Raw genomic sequence first — 18,612 nt, 5'->3', positions numbered from 1 at the left:
AAAAGTAAATTCCGCCGATAAAAATGCGAGGTTACTCCAAATAATGAATGTTAGAACGATAGGGCTGACAACATCCAACCTGTCAGCCCCACCCCCACTTATCCAAGCGAAATATCCGTCACATTACGATCAATGATTCTAGCACCTTTCTTAGCAACAAAGTCCCCATCTGTTGAGATAAAAATATTAGCGGCTAAAATTTGATCCATCGCCGCGTTTAGCGCAGTTTGATCAACGGGTTCGACTGGTGAATCAATGCTGATTTTCACTGTTTTCCCGGCTGTATTTAAAAATTGCAGCTCAAGTGTTTTCGCCATGTCCTTACCTCCTTTCTATTGTTTTTTCCTAAAAACCTTACGCCGTGATTTGGTTCGTGTCGTTACGCTCAACGTATAATAGAGTTTCAGTTTGTAAGCTTACAATTGCTTGTGCAACTTGAAGCAATTGGTCAGGTGTCGCTGAGGTTTTGACATTGTTGTAGTTTTTGCGTTTCGTCTTCACTTTTCCGTTCTCGTCTAAGCCCATGTCGAACACAAGGCTTAATTGGGAATCTAGTAATGCTGCAACCGCCATGCTCGATCACCTCCTTTCACCCTTTATATATAGGGAAGAGGAGTGCATAGTAGCGTGTAATTTAAAATTTTTTTGATTGGTGTAAATATAAGAGGTATGGTGCATAAGAATTTTGTCGAAAGATGGGAAGTAATATAATTAGAAAAACATGCTAGAATAGACTTGCAGCTGAATATTGTGAGGGTGGTTGGTTGTCAGTCTTCTTTCTGTAAAGGAAAGGAGGTGATAATCATGGAGACATTTCTTGAATTTCTACGAGAAGCTCTGAAGGGTATTGTACGTGAGATAAGTGCTTATTTCTTTCGGAAAAACGTATTAGAAAACAGGAAAACCACCCCGCGCCGTCACAAGCATAAGGGTGGTTCTCAAGTTAAATAAGTTTTGACAACCACCACCCTGACGGTAGAGGCTGTAAGGAGAAGTGTTCGCAGCACTTCTCTTTTTATTATATTCTTATTATACACGACATAAACCTTAAAATGAAGGGGAATTGTACGAGAAGTAAGTGCTTATTTCTTTCGGAAAAAAACGTATTAGAAAACAAGGAAACCACCCCGCGCCGTTGGAAGCATAAGGGTGGTTCTCAGAAAAAATAAACATTGACAACCACTACCCTGACGGTAGAGGCTGTAAGGAGAAGTGTTAGCGCACTTCTCTTTTTAATTATATTCCTATCATACATGAAATAAACCATATATTAAACATGTTTGTTTTCCTGCATATCAATTTGTTGGGGCCGGACCAGTTGATGCCCGATTAATTAACGTAGTAGGTAAGAGAATTTCCTGACAGACAGCGTCTTTGTTGCTGATTCGCCAGATTAGGCGGTCAACTGCTTTTTTTCCATAGAGCTTTAGATCAATATCCATTGTTGTGATTTTTGGAGTAGAGAGCTGGGAAAGTTGTCCATTGTCAAAATTGCAAACCGAGACTTGCTCAGGAATTTTGAAGCCTGATTGTTGGAGGTAGGAGCTGACCAGGAAACCAAATCCATCATTTACACAAAACCAGGCGGTGGGCTTTTTTGGTAACCGTTCAATTGCCCCGAAGATCTCGTTCTCTTCTTCTTGACATTCGAGAGAATATAAGTTGGATTGACCTCTATTCCAAATTGATGGAAAGCTAAAAGATAACCTGATTGGGCTAAGAGCTGGAAAATGGGATGATGGCCGAATCGGCGGTGGAGCTGTGCCGTTTAAAACAGATAAAGGCTGGTTAGAACTTTATCATGGGGCAAGCAAGGATCACCGTTATTGCATGGGAGCGGTATTATTAGATTTGAATGATCCGACAAAGGTCATTGCCCGCTCAGAGCATCCATTAGTTGAACTGGATGCTCCATATGAGAAGGAAGGATTCTTTGGCGATGTTGTCTTCTCATGCGGCGTCCTTGTAGAAGGCGATGTTGTTAAGATGTATTACGGAGTTGCTGATACCTCAATGGCATGTGCAGAGCTAAGTCTTCAGGATATCCTTGATTCATTAACCTATTTTTAAGGGAGAGATGGCAAAACAGAGTAAGATCGGTTTTGGCTTTTGTTTTATAAGAATCGTAGGATACTATACTATTAGAGGATGGGAGAAAATTAGCATTACCAGTAGGTTTGAAAAGAAAGGGGTTGAATAGAAATGAGTAATCATAATACCATCTATATCATTTCCGGTCCTTGCGGAGTGGGCAAATCGACTGTTTCAAAGGAGGTTGCCCGTATGATTGATCGTGGTGTATTAATTGAAGGGGATTTGCTCAATGCAATGATTGTTGATGATTCAGAGCTGTCCTGGGAAGAGCGCTTGGAAATCAATTGGAACAACATTCTTTCCTTGACGAGAAACGTCATTTTGCATGACTACAATGTCGTGATTGATTATGTAGTGGAAACAGAATTAGAATGGTTTTGTCAGCAGGTTTCAGATCTGAATGTGCAGATCAAATATGTCGTATTAACGGCAAAAGAAGCCAAATTACGTGAGCGACTTCATCAGCGGGGAGACTCATACTTAATTGAACGATCTTTATTCTTACACAAAGAATTTGAAATATCTAGCTTACATCGGTTGTATCTATTAGAGACAACTGACAAAGAACCCTTAGAGGTGGCTCAAGAAATTTTAGGTAATGCATCGATATTGGAAAACACAAGACCATCTAATGAGTAGTTGTACTCACCCTTTTTATGTACCATGTAGAAGGGGTTTTTTTACACTCACATTTAATTAGGGTTCGCCGATAAAACGGAAAAACCGCCGATATATTCAGGAACTCGCCGATAAACAGGAAAAACCGCCGATAAAATCGAGAACTCGCCGATAAATTGAAAAAAGCGCCGATAAAATTGTGAACTCGCCGATAAAACGGAAAAAACGCTGATAAAATTGTGAACTCGCCGATAAAACCGAAAAAAGCGCCGATAAAATTGTGAACTCGCCGATAAACTGAAAAAACCGCCGATAAATTCAGGAACTCGCCGATAAACCGAAAAAACCGCCGATAAATTCAGGAACTCGTCGATAAAATGAAAAAACCGCCGATAAAATTGTGAACTCGCCGATAAAATGAAAAAACCGCCGATAAATTCAGGAACTCGCCGATAAAATGAAAAAACCGCCGATAAAATTGTGAACTCGCCGATAAACCGGAAAAATCACCGATAAAACAAAACATCATTTCCTCCAACTAATAAACGTAACAGGGCTGACAGCAATCTGTCAGCCCCCAACCCGCTTACCCGAGCGAAATATCCGTCACATTACGATCAATGATTCTTGCACCTTTTTTAGCAACAAAGTCCCCATCCGTAGAGGTGAAAATATTAGCGGCTAAAATTTGATCCATTGCTGCGTTTAGTGCAGCTTGGTCAACGGGCTCAATTGGTGAATCAACGCTGATCTTCACTGTTTTCCCAGCTGTATTTAAAAATTGCAGTTCAAGTGTTTTTGCCATGTTACTTTCCTCTTTTCTATCGTTTTCTCCTAAAAAACTTATGCCGTGATTTGGTTCGTGTCGTTACGCTCAACGTATAATAGCGTTTCAGTTTGTAAGCTTACAATTGCTTGTGCTGCTTGAAGCAATTGATCAGGTGTTGCTGAGGTTTTGATATTGTTGTAGTTTTTGCGTTTCGTCTTTGCTTTTCCGTTCTCATCCAAGCCCATGTCGAACACAAGGCTTAATTGGGAATCTAGTATAGCTGCAACCGCCATGCTTCATCACCTCCTTTCACCCTTTATATATAGGGAAGGGGGTGGTAGAGTAGCGGTGGTTTGATAGTTTTTGAGAAAAATAAAAAGCAGCGGAAGAAAAACGAGATGTTTTCCTTTCGCTGCTTGCTGCTTAGTGCTTATTCAAATAAAGCGTTAACTGCTTCGTTCGGAAGGGCTTTTTCTCCTCCGATGATGTAATACATTGAAGCGTAATCTGCGTATGCAGAAATTGTATCAATTGTTGTTTGTTTTGCTTCAGCCGGATCTGTTAGGATCATTGGGCTTCCATGCATTGCTGCTAACGCAGAACCTGCAAGGGCATCTGGGTAATTATTGCCTGTAGCAATGAATGGTGTTGACATGTTCAGCATGTCTGAGAAGTAATCGATGATCACACTATTTGTTTCATAGCGAGTTTCACCTCTTAGACGTTCATGATTAGGGAAAGTATTAGCTGCATCATTTGATACTGCTTGTGTTCCGCCAATGACAAACGAAAACTCAATCGTACTTGATTCAACATACTCTTGGACAGAAACCGGTACATCCTCTTTCTTTGTTAATAGAATCGGCATGTCCAGAGTAGAGGCGATAGGTGCGATCGATAGTGCATCTGCATATCCTTGGCCGTTTGCCACTACTGCTCCATATACTTCTCCCATTTCTTCTGCAATTTTCACAGAAGTTTCATACCGGTCTTTTCCGCTGATTCTTGTAATTGTTTCAATGCCAAGACTTTCAAGTTCTTCTTCAACGTTTGGTGAGATGACTGATTTTCCGCCGATGATAATCACTTCAGATACGTTTAAACGCTCAAGTTCTTCTTGCACTGCTTCAGGTATTTGGTTTGTATTTGTTAAAAGCAATGGTGCATTGTAACGGTAAGCAAGAGGTGTCGCGCTTAATGCATCCGGGTAATTGTTTCCAGTTGCAAGGACGGCAACTTCAGACTCCTCCCAGCCATTTTTAGAAAGCTCTACAGCTGTTTCATAACGGGTTGCGCCTGAAATGCGCTCCTTTACGATTTCATTTGCTCTGTCAATGGCTAAAATGGCTTCAGGAGCATTTAATCTTCCCCAGCCTGATACATTGTCGTACTCTGTAGACATTGCTTCTGCTGGAACGTCTGATTCTTCTTCAGGAAGGTATCCATTCAATGGATTATCTTGTTCCTCGAATTTAACATTGTCCGCAGATAATGTCAGGATCTTTTCTACTTCCTTCGGTGTTAAATCAGGATTATGAGAAAGAATCAATCCTGCTACTGCTGCAACATGTGGTGCTGCCATCGATGTTCCTGTCGCATACGTGACATTTCCGTCCGGCATTAAGCTTGGAATGTCTGTTCCAGGAGCAACAAGGTCAATACCTGTGCCATAGTTTGAATAATCTGAAACGATGTCCATTTTGTTCGTAGCCCCTACAGCTGTCACATATTTCGAAGAGGCTGGGTAGGAAAGCTCCTCCATTCCATCGTTACCTGATGCTGCCACGACTGTTACGCCGTGATCATACGCATATTTCAATGCATATTCCAACATGCGGCTGTAAGTACCGCCAAGACTTAGGTTAATAACTTGAGCGCCTTGATCCACTGCGTAAATAATACCGTAAGCAATTGATTCAGTATCACCCATTCCGCTAGCATCAAGAACCTTAACCGGAAGAATTTTTGCATGGCTGTTTATTCCGGCCATAGAGTAATGATTGTCAGCTTTCGCTGCGATAATTCCTGACACATGTGTACCGTGTCCATTGTCATCCATTGCGTTGTTGTTATCCGCTACATAGTTGTAGCCTTGATCTTCAAGTACGACTCCACTTAAATCAGCAAGAGTATGATCTACTCCAGTATCGACTACTGCGATGACAGTATCATCAAGCTGTTTATCCTTTAGAAGCTCTTGAAGCTGTTCATATTGAATGTCGGCTCCTTTTTTGCCGCCATCATTGCCGGCATTTTTAAGGGACCACTGGTAAGGATATTGAGTATCCGCTGCTAGGGAACGATACTCTTTAATCTGCTCAACAAACTCAACCTCAGGTAATTTAGAGATCTTTGTCACGGATGCATTAACATCAGAAGCATTGCCGCTCGTTTCTAGTACAAACGCATTCGGAATCGCAGATTGCTTTACATCAAGCTTATCTACTGATTTAATTCCGTATGATTTGATTTTTGATTGGACAGCACTCAATTTTTTGCCTTCTTTAAGTTTTACAATCAATTGGCCGCTGTCGCTTGCGTTAGGCAGGGCAAGTCCTGCTTTTTCCAGAATCGCTTGAACAGTGTAGTTCGTTACATTTGAAATGCCGACTTGCTTTCCTGTCTGCTCAACTTGTTCTTTGAGGGAGGCAGGAACAGAATCAAGAACAGTCGTATATAAGCGGTTAATCGCTTCCTGATCTTTAGCTGTAATTTTATAGGTGCTGCTGCTTCCGTTTTTCGCTACATCAGCAAATACTGCCTTCAATTGCACGAGATCTTGATAAACCTGGTCTCGAAGTGATTTATTGAGAAGCAATTCTGCACTTAGGAATGGAGCAACTTTATAGTAAAGGGCAGTTAGTTCCTTCCCTTTATCTGTATTTGCAAGGACATCCTCTCGAATGGTTCTTAAGTTTTGTAACATGGTTTTTCCATATTCTCTTTGCTTTGTACTCAACTCAACAGGACATTCCTCTACAGCAGCTGCGCCATCTGTAGGCGGAAGTTTTACTCCTTCATAGCCGATTGTATAAACAGGAGCTGGAATTTCAATCTCTTCCATTCCTTCTTCTACAGGTATTTCCTCACCTGCAAAATATTCAACCTTTACATAATATGGACCTTCCCAGCCGATTGGAAAATCAATCACAGCTGCCTCGTTTTGGAATGAATATCCCATATAACGATCAATTGCCACATTATTCGCTGCATTTTCTAAACTTGAATACACCGTTATATTCATTTCTTGTTCAGATTGCAGCTGAATACGGTAATGTGTGAAATCTTTAATGTCGTTTTCTTTCAGCTCAATTTTATACCAATGTTCTTGTTCATTTTCTTCAAACTGAGCTTCAATTGGTTCAGAAATGGTAAGTAATGTTTCTGCTTCGGGTATATTCGTTGTTTGAGCATTTGTTTGAAAAGGAGTCAGCAGTCCAACAACCAAAGCAAACAACACGGCGAAAATAACCTTGGAACGAATTGAGTGTTTTCTCATGTAGAACCTCCGAAAATAGTATATTGTAAATCTTCTTACCTACTCTATTAAACCATATTTCTAGTAAATTGGGAATTATTTCTATTACGTTGCATGTTTTTTCTTATAAGTCTTTTGCTCTATGTAACTAAAAAAATTTCGATCCAGACGCTACTCTACCACCCTTGCACCTATATATGTAAAGTGACAGCGCTAAGAGATGCTGATCTACTAAAAAGGAGCTAGCTAACATGGAAAAGCTAAACTATGAAACAATCCAAAAGCATCAATCATTCAACACAATTGATGAAATGGACCAAGCTGTCCGTGGATTTCTGTATAAGCATAAGGGAGAGTTATCAGAAGGAACGCTTTCTGTTCTTCATGTGATATGGAAGCATTCGGTGAAGGTGATCGGGGTGTCTTATGCTAAATATGAGTACATTGCGGAGCAGATTAAGATGAGCCGGCGGACAGTGATTCGTGCGGTGAATGTGCTGGAAGAGAAGGGATTTATTAAAAAGATCCCAACTGCCAGGTTGAATGGCAAGCAGGGGGTCAATCTTTTAGTTATTCAGCCGTTTGCATCGGTTGAGGCTTTAAAACATAACAAGTCACCCCAAGATGTCACTCTACCTGACACTCCTAATAAAACAGAGAACAAGCAAAGCTCACTCTGTGAGAAGAAAAAAGAACCTAATGACGTAAGCAAACCGTCAGAGCCGTCTCTACACCAATTAGATGCCAGCTATCTTCCAGACTCGGTTCATCAAGAATTTATCGAAGCAGCAAAACCCTTTTTCAATGCCATTGAGATTTACGGTCTATGGAAAAGAGTGCTGATCGCCTATAACAAGCTCGACTTGGAAAGAAACATATATGAGGTCATGTATTGTATCGTGGATTCCTTTAAACAAACGGTATTTGCTAAAAAGCTTGGTAAAATTCATTCAACCTTTGAAGGCTATTTTTACAGGATTGTGTATGCAAATTTGCTTGTGGAGAAACGACGTGAAAATAGGCATAAACTTTACGATTTTATTGGAGATTGAGTAGATAAAAATTATGTGCTCGAGAGCGTTTCTATGGACACTCACATGATTTCCGAAGAGTGTGTTGTCCATAAGATATACATATTTTAATCAAAAATAAGTGTATGCAGAAAATATAAAGTTAAAGCAAAGGAAAAAGACAGAAAGGTTTACATTAACTACTGTCTGCTTAATCTTTCTAATTCTGATTCTGCTTTAAAAACTCTCTTATATAAAACTTCAGGTTTATCGTCAACATGGTCAACGAGTTTTTGTGTGTAAACACCTAAACTTTCAAAAAGGTTTTTTGCAATTTTTCCTGGCCCTCTTCTAGTCTTTTTTGTCCTTGTTTTAGCTCATAAGCCACTTATGAATAGAAGGTAAAGTACACCTTCTATTCATGAGCGTCTTATTTGCTCTAGGATGAACAAGGCGCTTCGGCTTTTGTTGTTGTATTAATGTGCATATTAATTCAAGGGAAAAATGTTAAAAAAAGTAAAAATAAATGTTATGATAAATAATAAGTTATATGATGGAGGTGTTAATGTGATTTGGTTATATATGTTAATACCTGTCGTTATTATAGGTGGTATTGCTGTTTATTTTGAAAGAAAATCTGGAATGACTCCACCCGATGAAACTATACAAGATGAAAAGCTAGGGGAAATTTTAAATCAAAATGGCATCAATTCTAATGGAATACATGATGGAACAAATGGAACAGGAACATATTGAAATTCACAGATGCTTTCATTTAATATTAAGACCTTCAGTAAGAATTGTCTCAAGAAACAAAAAAGTTGATATTAGAAGTTCAAGAATAAATGGCTTCATCCTTTTATAGGGGGTCCATATGATATTAGACCATAAAAAGAGAAAAATACAACAAAAATATAGAGAAAGCATGCAACAAAAGAAAGCATCAAAAAAACATACTTTAGAAGCGATTTTTATTATAGCTTTTTTTATATTGCTTGGATTTTTAGTCTTTCGTAACTATCTAACTTGGTAACGAAGAGAATTGGGTATACAAAAAGTTCTTGTTGCCTGTGATAAGAGTATTATAGGTTCAGCAAAAATATTATTGCGGTGATGGCTGAAAGAAAACAACGGTGTGTTAATCATATTGAAGGCATTGACCGTAAACGGAAAGATAAAGGCTATTAATGGCTGTCTGATCTGCTTGTTATTAAGTGAAGAAGTGTTTGCATTTGGTTACGTTCGGGGATTGCTTTGAACCCCTTTTTGTTTTTCAATTTCTCCTCTCAACACTATGTTGTCAGAATAACTTACCCTCTAACCATTCCCTGATGTCGATTCAGGTGCACCTGAGACGTTATAAGATTCCACCAATTGGCACTAGCGTTGCATTAAATAAATTTTATATTGTCAAGGAAAATTAAATTTCAATTATAGGGGCATTTTGGGGGATTCTAACTGTTTGTAAACAAAAAAATCCTTATGATTAGTTTTGAAGGTACAAAGTCCTGTCCAAATCCTAATTATAAGGAGAACTCATGGACAAGAATACCATAAAAACAGTATTTAAGGAATACCTACATCCAATGGATGAAAAGATATTATGTAAAATGTCTTCTCATCTGAACTTAGATAAATACATAAAAAAGCTAGATGCATTAACTTTTTAAAGCTGTTTATCTATGCACAATTGCATCAGATTTCCAGTCTGACGGATATAAGCTTTCAACTTAATAATAATCGAGCTTTACAAGAAGAACTAGGTTTAAAAAGCATAAGTAAATCTCAATTGTCACGGAAGCTAAGAGATAGTCCTCCTGAAATTCTCCAAGCTGTTTTGAATCATCTAATTCAAAAAGTATGTCAGGTAATTGGACTGAAAGAAACAAATAGAATACTTGGTAAACTTCATCTGATTGACTCATCTACTATTACTCTTTGTTTGAGTCAGCATCCTTGGGCATCAAAAAACAGGTTTACAGCAGGAATCAAGATGCATACAAGAGTTGTACATCATGGTGGTATAACGTATCCTGATCGACTAATCCTTACTCCTGCACGCCCTGCAGACCAGACGCAATTAGATCACTTCATAGTCAACGAACATGGTGCTCTACATATATTTGGTCGCGGCTATTTCGATTTTAGTAAATTCGAAGAATTTTTTGTAAAAGGAATTCGCTTTGTTACTCGGATTAAGGAAAATACGGTTATTCAAGTGGTTGAGGAAGTCCCTGTCCCTTCGGATTCTTCTATTAAGCGAGAAGCAATTGTATATTTAGGAAAAGAGAAATACCCTTTACGTTTAATCGAAACCGTTGATAGCGAGGGAAACACTAATGAAATCATTGCCAATGATGCCAAAATAACTGCAGAAGTAATAAGTATTCTTTATCGTAATAGATGGAAGATAGAGTTATTTTTTAAGTGGATGAAACAGCAAACTGTATTAAAAGTCTTTTCGTGTATCGGACCAGATTGTTAAATAAGAAATAGCAGGATTGTTAAAAAACAGGATGTTTTATAAAAATGCCGAATCTTATACAGAGGTAATTCAAATTCTAAATATTCAAGGAGGAGATGACTTTGAAACGAATTGACTTACTTTTAAATGTACTAGATTCAACATTCGATCAAGAGAGTTGGTATGCACCGTTTAAACATGCTATAGAAGGACTTACAGCCGATCAGGCGATCTGGAAACCATCTGGAGAGGCAACTAAAACCATTTGGGAGAACGTTAATCATCTTATTTATTACAAAGAGAGACTTGCTGCAAACTTGGAAGGCCGTGAATGGACACATAATCTCGACGGTGATGAAACTTTTTATTTTACCGATCAATCTAATGATGATAAGGAATGGGAGAAAGTCGTTGAACGTTCCGAAAACGCTCAACGCAAGTTAAGGCAGGTATTGAGTACAATTTCCGACCGAGAGCTTGATCAAAATTCACTTGAGGGGAAATTACTGGACATCATGCTTCATGATGCTTATCATTCAGGCCAAATTATTCAGTTAAGAAAAATGCAAGGGTCGTGGCCATCGAATCGTTGACCGAACGAAGAGATATTTTGTTTTGGTAAAATAAATTAAACAAGGAACTTTATAGTGATTAAATTAATCGTCGCAAACTTAAAGAAGTACCACTTAATTGCAGAATAAAAAGGATAGTATGTGCTGAATTTTAGTACATGATATCTATATAAAGTAAGCAAATCATGCTGTTCTATAACGGGCGGATTTACGGAGTAACGAAAAAAACTTCACTTTTCAATTTTTTTGTTGGGAAAATGGGGTTTTTTAGATTGGTCTATGCATAACTTTATTATTAAGTTTCACTCATCTCTTAACTTCCTCTTTCGAATCTTATGTGTTAACTGCAAAGCTGATTAATAGGGCAGTTTTGCTTTCAATGGGAGAAACCCAGTATTGGCGCGGATATCAAAACTGAAACAAGATGGACGAAAAAATCTTTGATAATAAGCAGTTTTGTTCATTTGATTCCGTAATAACACATTCATCTCCCCGCTCAATTTTACGTATCCATTTATAATAATTTAAGACAAACAATAATAAAAAAGGATCTACAAGTGCAGAATGCCATAAGCTCCACCATCCATAGTTAAAATAACCCCATGGTTCTAAAGCGATCAATTCATAAATAATACCCAATAAAAATCATACATTATACATTTAAACAATGTGTATCCAACGCGATACCAATTAAAAAACATCATATTTATCGGTGGAATAAGCAATGTGAGAGCAGGAAGAGAAGTCCAATCCACTCCTTTATCAAAATACCAATAAGCTGAATATTTTACAATCAATGTACAAATCAACAAGCCCTTGCAAAGAAATGGTAAATGTTCAGATATGTAAAATTTGATTTTTATTGTGGTGTTTATTAGTTCTAGAGGCAATTAAATTAAAAATAATGTGGCAAAAACAAGTCCAATCATGTTAAGGTATTCCTTTTTTGATTAAGTTTCCCTTATTATTGTTCAATTATCCTCATGTTATTCTAATTAGATTCCAAAGGATCAAATACATATTGAAATATTCCTTTATTCCTTTCATTAACCTTCCTGTAATTGGTGTTTAATTCAATTAAGCAATGAATTTGTATCGAAGGTCCGAGTGCAGCGGGAAAACAACTTCTTAGGATATAATGTTGCTTGGAATACATATTCAGCTGCGGGCCAGCACCTGTTCTAGGTGGAATGTTAAGTAAAGAAGTAAACCGATTCATTTAAACTTCAAATCTTCATCAAAATTGCGCATCCCTTAAGCAAGTTGGCACCTTTTCCAACTTGGTCCCAGAAGATTAAAAGACATTTCATATAGAGATTCCTATTTAATTCCGATGAAAAAGGTGAGTGTTATATTATTCCTGTATGCAATTGTAAGAAAAAACATTAAAATATGAACAATACTATTAGAAAGGTTGAATAAACAACATGAATGAACATAAAGCAGCAGGATTTTGGATTCGATTAGGTTCAATTATTATTGATGGATTATTACTTATACCATTTTATTTTATTTGTATGTTACTAGGGGTATCTGACATGGCAACAGAAATATTTGTAAATGGCATTAATTTTTTATATTATCTGATTATCCCTGTGATATGGTCAGGTTTTACAGTTGGTAAAAGAGTGGTAGGGATTAAAATTGTATGTACAGATGGCAAGAAAGTAGGAATTGGTACAACATTGAAACGTTACATTTTAGCTTCCCTTGTTTATGTTGTAACACTTGGAATTGCCTTCATTATTAGTGCATGTATGATTGGATTAAGAAAAGATAAACGATCTATACATGATTTCATTGCAGGAACTCAAGTAATCTATACATCTAAAAATTAATCAGTCAGGAAATTACAAAGAGCTATTATTATGCAGCTCTTTTGTGATTTTATTATGGTTGAAGGAAAAAGATGAAAAGGTATACGTTTTCTTATCAAATCTGATCATGGTGAGTTTCTTTAAAAAAGGATTCTTTAAAGATCCTTTTTCATTATCGATAACCTCTCACTATGGAAATTAGATTTGTATAGTATACGGCCGAATACCAACGAAGCGGCTATAAACCGCAATATGAAATCGGAATAAAATTAAACTCTTGAATCATTAGGTATTTATCTGACTGAATGTAACAAAATACTGTCACATAAATTTTATGTTGGTACAAATGATCATAGAGGAAATCTTCTTATTGTGGTTGAGGCAACTTCGCTGGTACTACCCGTATTTACACTTAATTTTTTACAAACACCTACATTTTAGATACTAAAATATAATATATTATAAAATGCTACTTGTTATTTGATAAAATAAATGCTTATAAAAAGATCTTCTAACATCCTTACGTTGACTCGATCTTTTTTAAAAAGCATCCTGGAGGATGCCCTTTCCTGAAAGTAGGAATAATTATAATTTACACAGGAGAATGTAATCTAATTAAAAATACCCCTTCGAAATGCTATTGAGATACTCAACAACCGCAAGGATACGGTAGATTTGGCATCATTATCGGCACCATACCTTGGCCATTCATACCAGGAAACGGCATCGCACCTTGGCCATTCATACCAGGAAACGGCATCGCACCTTGGCCATTCATACCAGGAAACGGCATTGTACCTTGCCCATTCATGCCTGGAAACGGCATTGTACCTTGGCCATTCATACCTGGAATTGGCATCGCACCTTGGCCATTCATACCAGGAAACGGCATCGCACCTTGGCCATTCATACCAGGAAACGGCATCGCACCTTGGCCATTCATACCAGGAAACGGCATTGTACCTTGCCCATTCATGCCTGGAAACGGCATTGTACCTTGGCCATTCATACCTGGAATTGGCATCGCACCTTGGCCATTCATACCCGGAATTGGCATCGCGCCTTGCCCATTCATACCCGGCATCGGCATCGCACCTTCACCATTCATATCAGGAAACGGCATTGTACCTTGGCCATTCATACCAGGAAACGGCATTGCATCTTGGCCATTCATACCCGGCATCGGCATCGCACCTTCACCATTCATACCAGGAAACGGCATTGTACCTTGGCCATTCATACCCGGCATCGGCATCGCACCTTCACCATTCATACCAGGAAACGGCATTGTACCTTGGCCATTCATACCCGGCATCGACATCGCACCTTCACCATTCATACCAGGAAACGGCATTGTACCTTGGCCATCCATACCTGGAATTGGCATCGCGCCTTGCCCATTCATACCCGGCATCGGCATCGCACCTTCACCATTCATACCAGGAAACGGCATCGCATCTTGGCCATTCATACCCGGAATTGGCATCGCGCCTTGGCCATTCATACCAGGAAACGGCATCGCGCCTTGGCCATTCATACCCGGAATTGGCATCGCGCCTTGGCCATTCATACCTGGAATTGGCATCGCACCTTCACCATTTATACCAGGAAACGGCATTGCACCTTCACCATTCATACCCGGCATCGGCATCGCACCTTCACCATTCATACCAGGAAACGGTATTGTACCTTGGCCATTCATACCTGGAATTGGCATTGTACCTTGCCCATTCATACCTGGAATTGGCATCGCGCCTTGGCCATTCATACCCGGCATCGGCATCGCACCTTCACCATTCATACCTGGCATCATAAATGTTGGTATTGGTCGTGTAACATTAAATTTATAATTGTAATACATTAAGCATCCACCTCTCTCAATTTTTGCCTACCTTTGCATGATATGTGTCTATTTTTTCTTTGTATAGGTAAATGACTCAAAGAGAAAAGCCTATTGTATAGTTATTTTTCAATAGAGAAAGTAAAAAATTTGAACTTGGTTTTTGTGTCTAGCTCCAGCGCCTAGCCCCGAAGCACAGGACGTGCAAGTGCAGTCAAGAGATAAGGACGTCGCGTTTTTGACTGCCTCTAGGGTCTAGCCACTCTGAATTAAAGGCAAAAAACTCCTTCTATTCATAGGTGTCTTAATTGCCCGAGGCTGATCAAGGCGCTTGCGCTTTTCTTATAATACAGTTACTAATAGGCGAAATAATAAAGCTTAATCTTTAAGTATTAAGCCAGACAATTTCGTCTGTTTTTTTATGATCATAAAATTAAACATTTATTGTTTTTTCACCATGTAATGAATAAAGGAGGGTTTCTATGCTGTATTTTATAAAGGCAAATGATACCTTACATGATATTTCAGTTAGATTTCGAAGTTCTATTCAGGCAATTTTAAGAGCAAATATTATTTGTGATCCAAATAGAATTTTTCCTGGAACACCTTTAATGATTCCTCAAACAGGTATTAACTTACCTCAAGCAGGTGGAAATCCTTATTATGTTATACAACCTGGTGACACGTTAGAGTGTTTAGCCTTTCGTTTTCATTCACCTGTCGAAACACTAAAGGAAATAAACCATTTAAATTATTCGGCTCCTCTATTGCCGGGTACTGAATTACTTGTCGGTGTTCAGAAATACAACTCTAAAGAACTTTACGATAGGTGGACAGCTGCTGGAGATACCGATTTGAAGTGCAGTGCATCCTCAAATCATGAAGTTTTTTTCAGAGGCTCATATGAATGGGAAGCGATAGGAGACCCTGGTATTCCCTATCTTGCCGAGTTGCTTAAACATCCTTGTGACGGTGTGAAGTTAGGGGCTGTACTAAGTTTAGGTAGGATCGCAAGCTCTAATGCTCAACAGCTATTGGGAGCTTTTATCAAACAAAGTAATGATCCGTTAATTATTGAGGTAGCACAAACAGCATTGCAAAGAATTCAGGTTGTGCAACAAACTAAAAATAAACGATTTCATTTGACAATGCATGATTGGTTAATTTTAAAGGATCCTATATCAAGCTCTATCCAAACGAACATTCCAAAAGGAACGGTTGTGATCGGTATACGTTGGAACATTCCGAGTCCTTTTCAAGAAGAAGGACCAAAGGGAGGATTGCAAATGTTCGATTACATTCAAATTGTTAATACAGGTCAAACTGGATTTATGCCTCGTGTTGGTTATAATTCGATCTGGTTAATTTGAATTTACAAGTAAGCAAACCTCCAGCGTTCCAAGCAGGCGGCGGTGGGCTGCTCTCAACTGTCGACGACTATCACGCCTACTTCCGAATGCTGCTGAACCAAGGGATGCACGGGACCAAACGGATTCTGTCCCGTCCAGCTGATGACCACCACCCGCCTTACGCCCGAGCAACAAGCTGCCCGAGACGCCCTTGCCAAAAACAACGTCCATTTGTCGCACGGCCAAGGGCAGCACGGCGGCTGGGGCTTCGGGATGGCGGTGCGACTGTATTACTTTTCTTTATATGCTCAAAATGCTAATGGTCAAAATTTTTATGGATTACTCGATTTCATGCAATCCGATGTATAACAAGTCTTAAAATGGATTTTCAGTTGAAGATTTTTTTTCATGCCGATAATCCTTCATTATGGTTATTACAGATGAATACGAATACGATATGCATGCGTTTTAATGCTAGAAATACTTCTTAAAACAGTATTTATCAATATTTTGGAAATTTTTTTATTAGACAATCAACTAATAATTGTATATCCAAATAAACTAAGATGAAAACCAAAATCAAGTTTAGGAGGAACATATTTTGAATCCAAATACATTTGGACATTATCCTTATGTTGGGTATTCGCCATTAATAAATCCCTATCACTATTCTGGATTAAATACTGCACAGCCCTATCTCAACTCAATTCGATCTGAATCTTATCCATATACAGTTCCAGCGGTGATGTACCCATACACAATGCCAACCGAGACCTATCCCTATATAGTTCCAACAGAAATGAATCCGTATTTTGTTCAAAGAGAGTACGATCCCACTATAGGAACTTATGAAGACGTTAGAGTTATCGCAGGTATTTTGGCAGTTGCTGGGGCGGCAGGGTCAGTTGCTGGGGCGGTTAATTCAGTTGCAAGTGCGTTAGGTACAATAAATGCAGCAAGGTCCGTAATCCTTACAATCACTAACCATACGAATACGACATTGAGAAAGGTTCGGGAAAAACTAGATCATGGTGGTTGGGCAGCTACTCCAACTGCTGAAATTCCGCCAGGTCAAACACTCGTGTTCGGTGCAACGAGTTCAGCTTGGAGTATAGCTACTGGAACGGAAGGAAGTATTACCTACGCTGGTGAGGGAATTGAGATGACAGCCTATTGGAATAACCCATTTATCGGTAGTAATAGTTGCAATATTACGGTAACGGGTCCTAATGCTATTAATTATATTGGCACCAGAGAATGTGGAGCAGGGAACACAAATGCTCAAATGCGTTACGAACTTAAACCGCTCCCTTTCCCAGTATTTGGAGCAATACGAGACAAATGGTTGCAATTTCAAGGACCACTGGGTAATCCACTTGATGTAGAAAAACCGACATTTGATGGAGTTGGACGGTCTCAGCAGTTTCAGGGGGGGACTGTTTCTTGGCATCCGGAGCTTGGTGCTTTTGCGGTCTGGGGCTTAATTAACGCTCGCTGGTTACAGATTGGGCGAGAAAAATTTGGCTATCCAATCACCGATGAATTAAAAACTCCAGATGGACGTGGACGGTTCAATCATTTCCGAGCCATACATTTACCCGGTAAGCCAGATGCATCCATCTACTGGAGCCCAGAAACCGGTGCCCACGAGATATTTGGAGCAATACGACACAAGTGGGCAGAATTAGGATGGGAAAAAAGCCATCTTGGTTATCCCATTGGTCCAGAACAGGATCGACCTGGCGGAGGGAGAATACAACGGTTCCAAAGGGGATCAATAAGTTGGACTCCACAAGGGGGAGCAGTAGTAGGACCTTAATAAATAACTATCATGCCGACAAAAACAGATATAAAAAACGCCTAAAAAACCCTAATATTTAAAGGGTTTTTTAGGTTAGTTGAATTTCAGAGTTAGTGGTACAAAAGTTTCAAGATAATTAATTTTCTAAATCTCTGACATACTGATACTAGTACTCTGAATTATTATATTAACGGTAAGATGGTACTTACGGTATAACTTAAAGAACTCCGAATTTGATTAGCTAACGTCCACTATTAAGAGTTTTTCTTCCTTAAATTAAAATGGAATTCTATTTTTACAGCGATTTTCTTCGAAAACTTTTTACTTACCATTACTCATACGGAAAACTTCCTGATTTTATTGAAATGATGACCATTGTTCGTAGCATTTATGGTGATGAATTTATGTGGATTTTTGCATACTATTTCGATAACAAAGAAGAAAAAAGCACTAAAGAGGACGGAATCCTCCAAAAATGACTGGGAGACTTTAACTAAATTAGTAGCATAAAAAGGATCTTCGATTTAGGGCTGTTGACAAATACCATTTCAAACAATAAAGCAGCCGAATTAAGCTGCCTTCATGATACACATTGGACGAGTGCTAGTTGAAATAAGTCAAAATGCCATAGTTATCCCTAGGAGAATAAGTCTGTTAATTTCCCTGAGACGGGAAGAAAGTTCCACTTTTATCAATAAAGTGCAGATTCTACAAAAATGGTCAAAAGCTAAAACAAGGCAATTCAAAAAAGTATCATTGTAGGCAAATGAAAAGGTTTTTACGATAAACATAGTATTTCA

General features: G+C 38.7%; 17 protein-coding genes and 2 pseudogenes. 12 read left to right on the top strand and 7 right to left on the bottom strand.

The features are described 5' to 3' along the window. Window positions 1-98 precede the first annotated feature (98 nt). Together ACSVDH_RS27110 and ACSVDH_RS27105 are read right to left on the bottom strand one after the other, a co-directional pair. Complete coding sequence (locus ACSVDH_RS27110; protein ID WP_439250611.1) at window positions 99-317, bottom strand: DUF2922 domain-containing protein; 219 nt, start codon at window positions 315-317, stop codon at window positions 99-101. A gap of 37 nt (window positions 318-354) precedes the next feature. Beyond that, window positions 355-573, bottom strand: coding sequence for a DUF1659 domain-containing protein (locus ACSVDH_RS27105; RefSeq protein ID WP_439250610.1), 219 nt, complete (start codon window positions 571-573; stop codon window positions 355-357). A 231-nt stretch (window positions 574-804) separates the two neighbouring features. Between ACSVDH_RS27105 and ACSVDH_RS27100 the strand changes: the two genes are divergently transcribed. Next, window positions 805-951 (top strand): hypothetical protein, encoded by a 147-nt coding sequence (locus tag ACSVDH_RS27100; RefSeq protein WP_439250609.1) that lies wholly within the window; start codon window positions 805-807, stop codon window positions 949-951. Window positions 952-1,295: 344 nt separating this feature from the next. Here the strand turns inward: ACSVDH_RS27100 and ACSVDH_RS27095 are convergent, their stop codons facing one another. Beyond that, entirely contained in the window at window positions 1,296-1,613 is a 318-nt protein-coding gene (locus ACSVDH_RS27095) for a substrate-binding domain-containing protein (RefSeq protein WP_439250923.1), read from the bottom strand. Between the two features lie 91 nt (window positions 1,614-1,704). On the opposite strand from ACSVDH_RS27095, the pseudogene ACSVDH_RS27090 reads away from it, so the two are divergent. Continuing rightward, window positions 1,705-2,070: pseudogene (locus tag ACSVDH_RS27090) on the top strand (glycoside hydrolase family 130 protein); the annotation flags it as partial. Window positions 2,071-2,202: 132 nt separating this feature from the next. Beyond that, entirely contained in the window at window positions 2,203-2,733 is a 531-nt protein-coding gene (locus ACSVDH_RS27085) for a P-loop nucleotide/nucleoside kinase family protein (RefSeq protein ID WP_439250608.1), read from the top strand. Between the two features lie 565 nt (window positions 2,734-3,298). Here the strand turns inward: ACSVDH_RS27085 and ACSVDH_RS27080 are convergent. The 3 genes from ACSVDH_RS27080 to ACSVDH_RS27070 all read right to left on the bottom strand — a co-directional run bounded on the left by ACSVDH_RS27080 (window position 3,299) and on the right by ACSVDH_RS27070 (window position 6,980). Then, window positions 3,299-3,517: a DUF2922 domain-containing protein gene (locus tag ACSVDH_RS27080; RefSeq protein ID WP_299093761.1), complete on the bottom strand. Its 219-nt coding sequence runs from the start codon at window positions 3,515-3,517 to the stop codon at window positions 3,299-3,301. A 38-nt stretch (window positions 3,518-3,555) separates the two neighbouring features. Then, window positions 3,556-3,774: a DUF1659 domain-containing protein gene (locus ACSVDH_RS27075; RefSeq protein ID WP_439250606.1), complete on the bottom strand. Its 219-nt coding sequence runs from the start codon at window positions 3,772-3,774 to the stop codon at window positions 3,556-3,558. Window positions 3,775-3,911: 137 nt separating this feature from the next. After that, window positions 3,912-6,980, bottom strand: coding sequence for a cell wall-binding repeat-containing protein (locus ACSVDH_RS27070; RefSeq protein WP_439250605.1), 3,069 nt, complete (start codon window positions 6,978-6,980; stop codon window positions 3,912-3,914). A gap of 230 nt (window positions 6,981-7,210) precedes the next feature. Between ACSVDH_RS27070 and ACSVDH_RS27065 the strand changes: the two genes are divergently transcribed. The 6 genes from ACSVDH_RS27065 to ACSVDH_RS27040 all read left to right on the top strand — a co-directional run bounded on the left by ACSVDH_RS27065 (window position 7,211) and on the right by ACSVDH_RS27040 (window position 12,843). Then, window positions 7,211-8,011 (top strand): helix-turn-helix domain-containing protein, encoded by an 801-nt coding sequence (locus ACSVDH_RS27065; RefSeq protein ID WP_439250604.1) that lies wholly within the window; start codon window positions 7,211-7,213, stop codon window positions 8,009-8,011. A 525-nt stretch (window positions 8,012-8,536) separates the two neighbouring features. After that, the gene (locus ACSVDH_RS27060; protein ID WP_299093767.1) at window positions 8,537-8,725 is read left to right on the top strand and encodes a hypothetical protein; all 189 of its coding nucleotides are present in this window, start codon (window positions 8,537-8,539) and stop codon (window positions 8,723-8,725) included. 118 nt (window positions 8,726-8,843) lie between these two features. After that, window positions 8,844-9,002, top strand: coding sequence for a small membrane protein YnzI (ynzI, locus tag ACSVDH_RS27055; RefSeq protein WP_439250603.1), 159 nt, complete (start codon window positions 8,844-8,846; stop codon window positions 9,000-9,002). Between the two features lie 657 nt (window positions 9,003-9,659). Continuing rightward, window positions 9,660-10,454 carry an IS4 family transposase gene (locus tag ACSVDH_RS27050; RefSeq protein ID WP_439250602.1) on the top strand — a complete coding sequence of 265 codons (795 nt, stop codon included), beginning with the start codon at window positions 9,660-9,662 and terminating at the stop codon, window positions 10,452-10,454. A 101-nt stretch (window positions 10,455-10,555) separates the two neighbouring features. Then, on the top strand, window positions 10,556-11,026 hold the full coding sequence (locus tag ACSVDH_RS27045; RefSeq protein WP_439250601.1) for a DinB family protein: 471 nt from the start codon (window positions 10,556-10,558) through the stop codon (window positions 11,024-11,026). A 1,406-nt stretch (window positions 11,027-12,432) separates the two neighbouring features. Next, window positions 12,433-12,843 (top strand): RDD family protein, encoded by a 411-nt coding sequence (locus ACSVDH_RS27040; protein ID WP_439250600.1) that lies wholly within the window; start codon window positions 12,433-12,435, stop codon window positions 12,841-12,843. Between the two features lie 628 nt (window positions 12,844-13,471). On the opposite strand, the gene ACSVDH_RS27035 is transcribed toward ACSVDH_RS27040, so the two are convergent. Continuing rightward, the gene (locus tag ACSVDH_RS27035; RefSeq protein ID WP_518617446.1) at window positions 13,472-14,683 is read right to left on the bottom strand and encodes a hypothetical protein; all 1,212 of its coding nucleotides are present in this window, start codon (window positions 14,681-14,683) and stop codon (window positions 13,472-13,474) included. A 461-nt stretch (window positions 14,684-15,144) separates the two neighbouring features. Here ACSVDH_RS27035 and ACSVDH_RS27030 point away from each other — a divergent pair, with 461 nt between their 5' ends. From ACSVDH_RS27030 to ACSVDH_RS27020, 3 genes and pseudogenes are all read left to right on the top strand, one after another. Then, window positions 15,145-16,032: a LysM peptidoglycan-binding domain-containing protein gene (locus ACSVDH_RS27030; RefSeq protein WP_439250586.1), complete on the top strand. Its 888-nt coding sequence runs from the start codon at window positions 15,145-15,147 to the stop codon at window positions 16,030-16,032. 11 nt (window positions 16,033-16,043) lie between these two features. Next, window positions 16,044-16,302, top strand: a pseudogene (locus ACSVDH_RS27025) (serine hydrolase); the annotation flags it as partial. Window positions 16,303-16,612: 310 nt separating this feature from the next. Then, window positions 16,613-17,830, top strand: coding sequence for an LGFP repeat-containing protein (locus tag ACSVDH_RS27020; RefSeq protein ID WP_439250585.1), 1,218 nt, complete (start codon window positions 16,613-16,615; stop codon window positions 17,828-17,830). Window positions 17,831-18,612: the final 782 nt, after the last annotated feature.

Origin of the sequence: Metabacillus sp. Hm71 (genome assembly GCF_051842955.2) — a bacterium.
Classification (GTDB): Bacteria; Bacillota; Bacilli; order Bacillales; family Bacillaceae; genus Metabacillus.
This window is presented reverse-complemented; position numbering and strand designations above follow the sequence as displayed.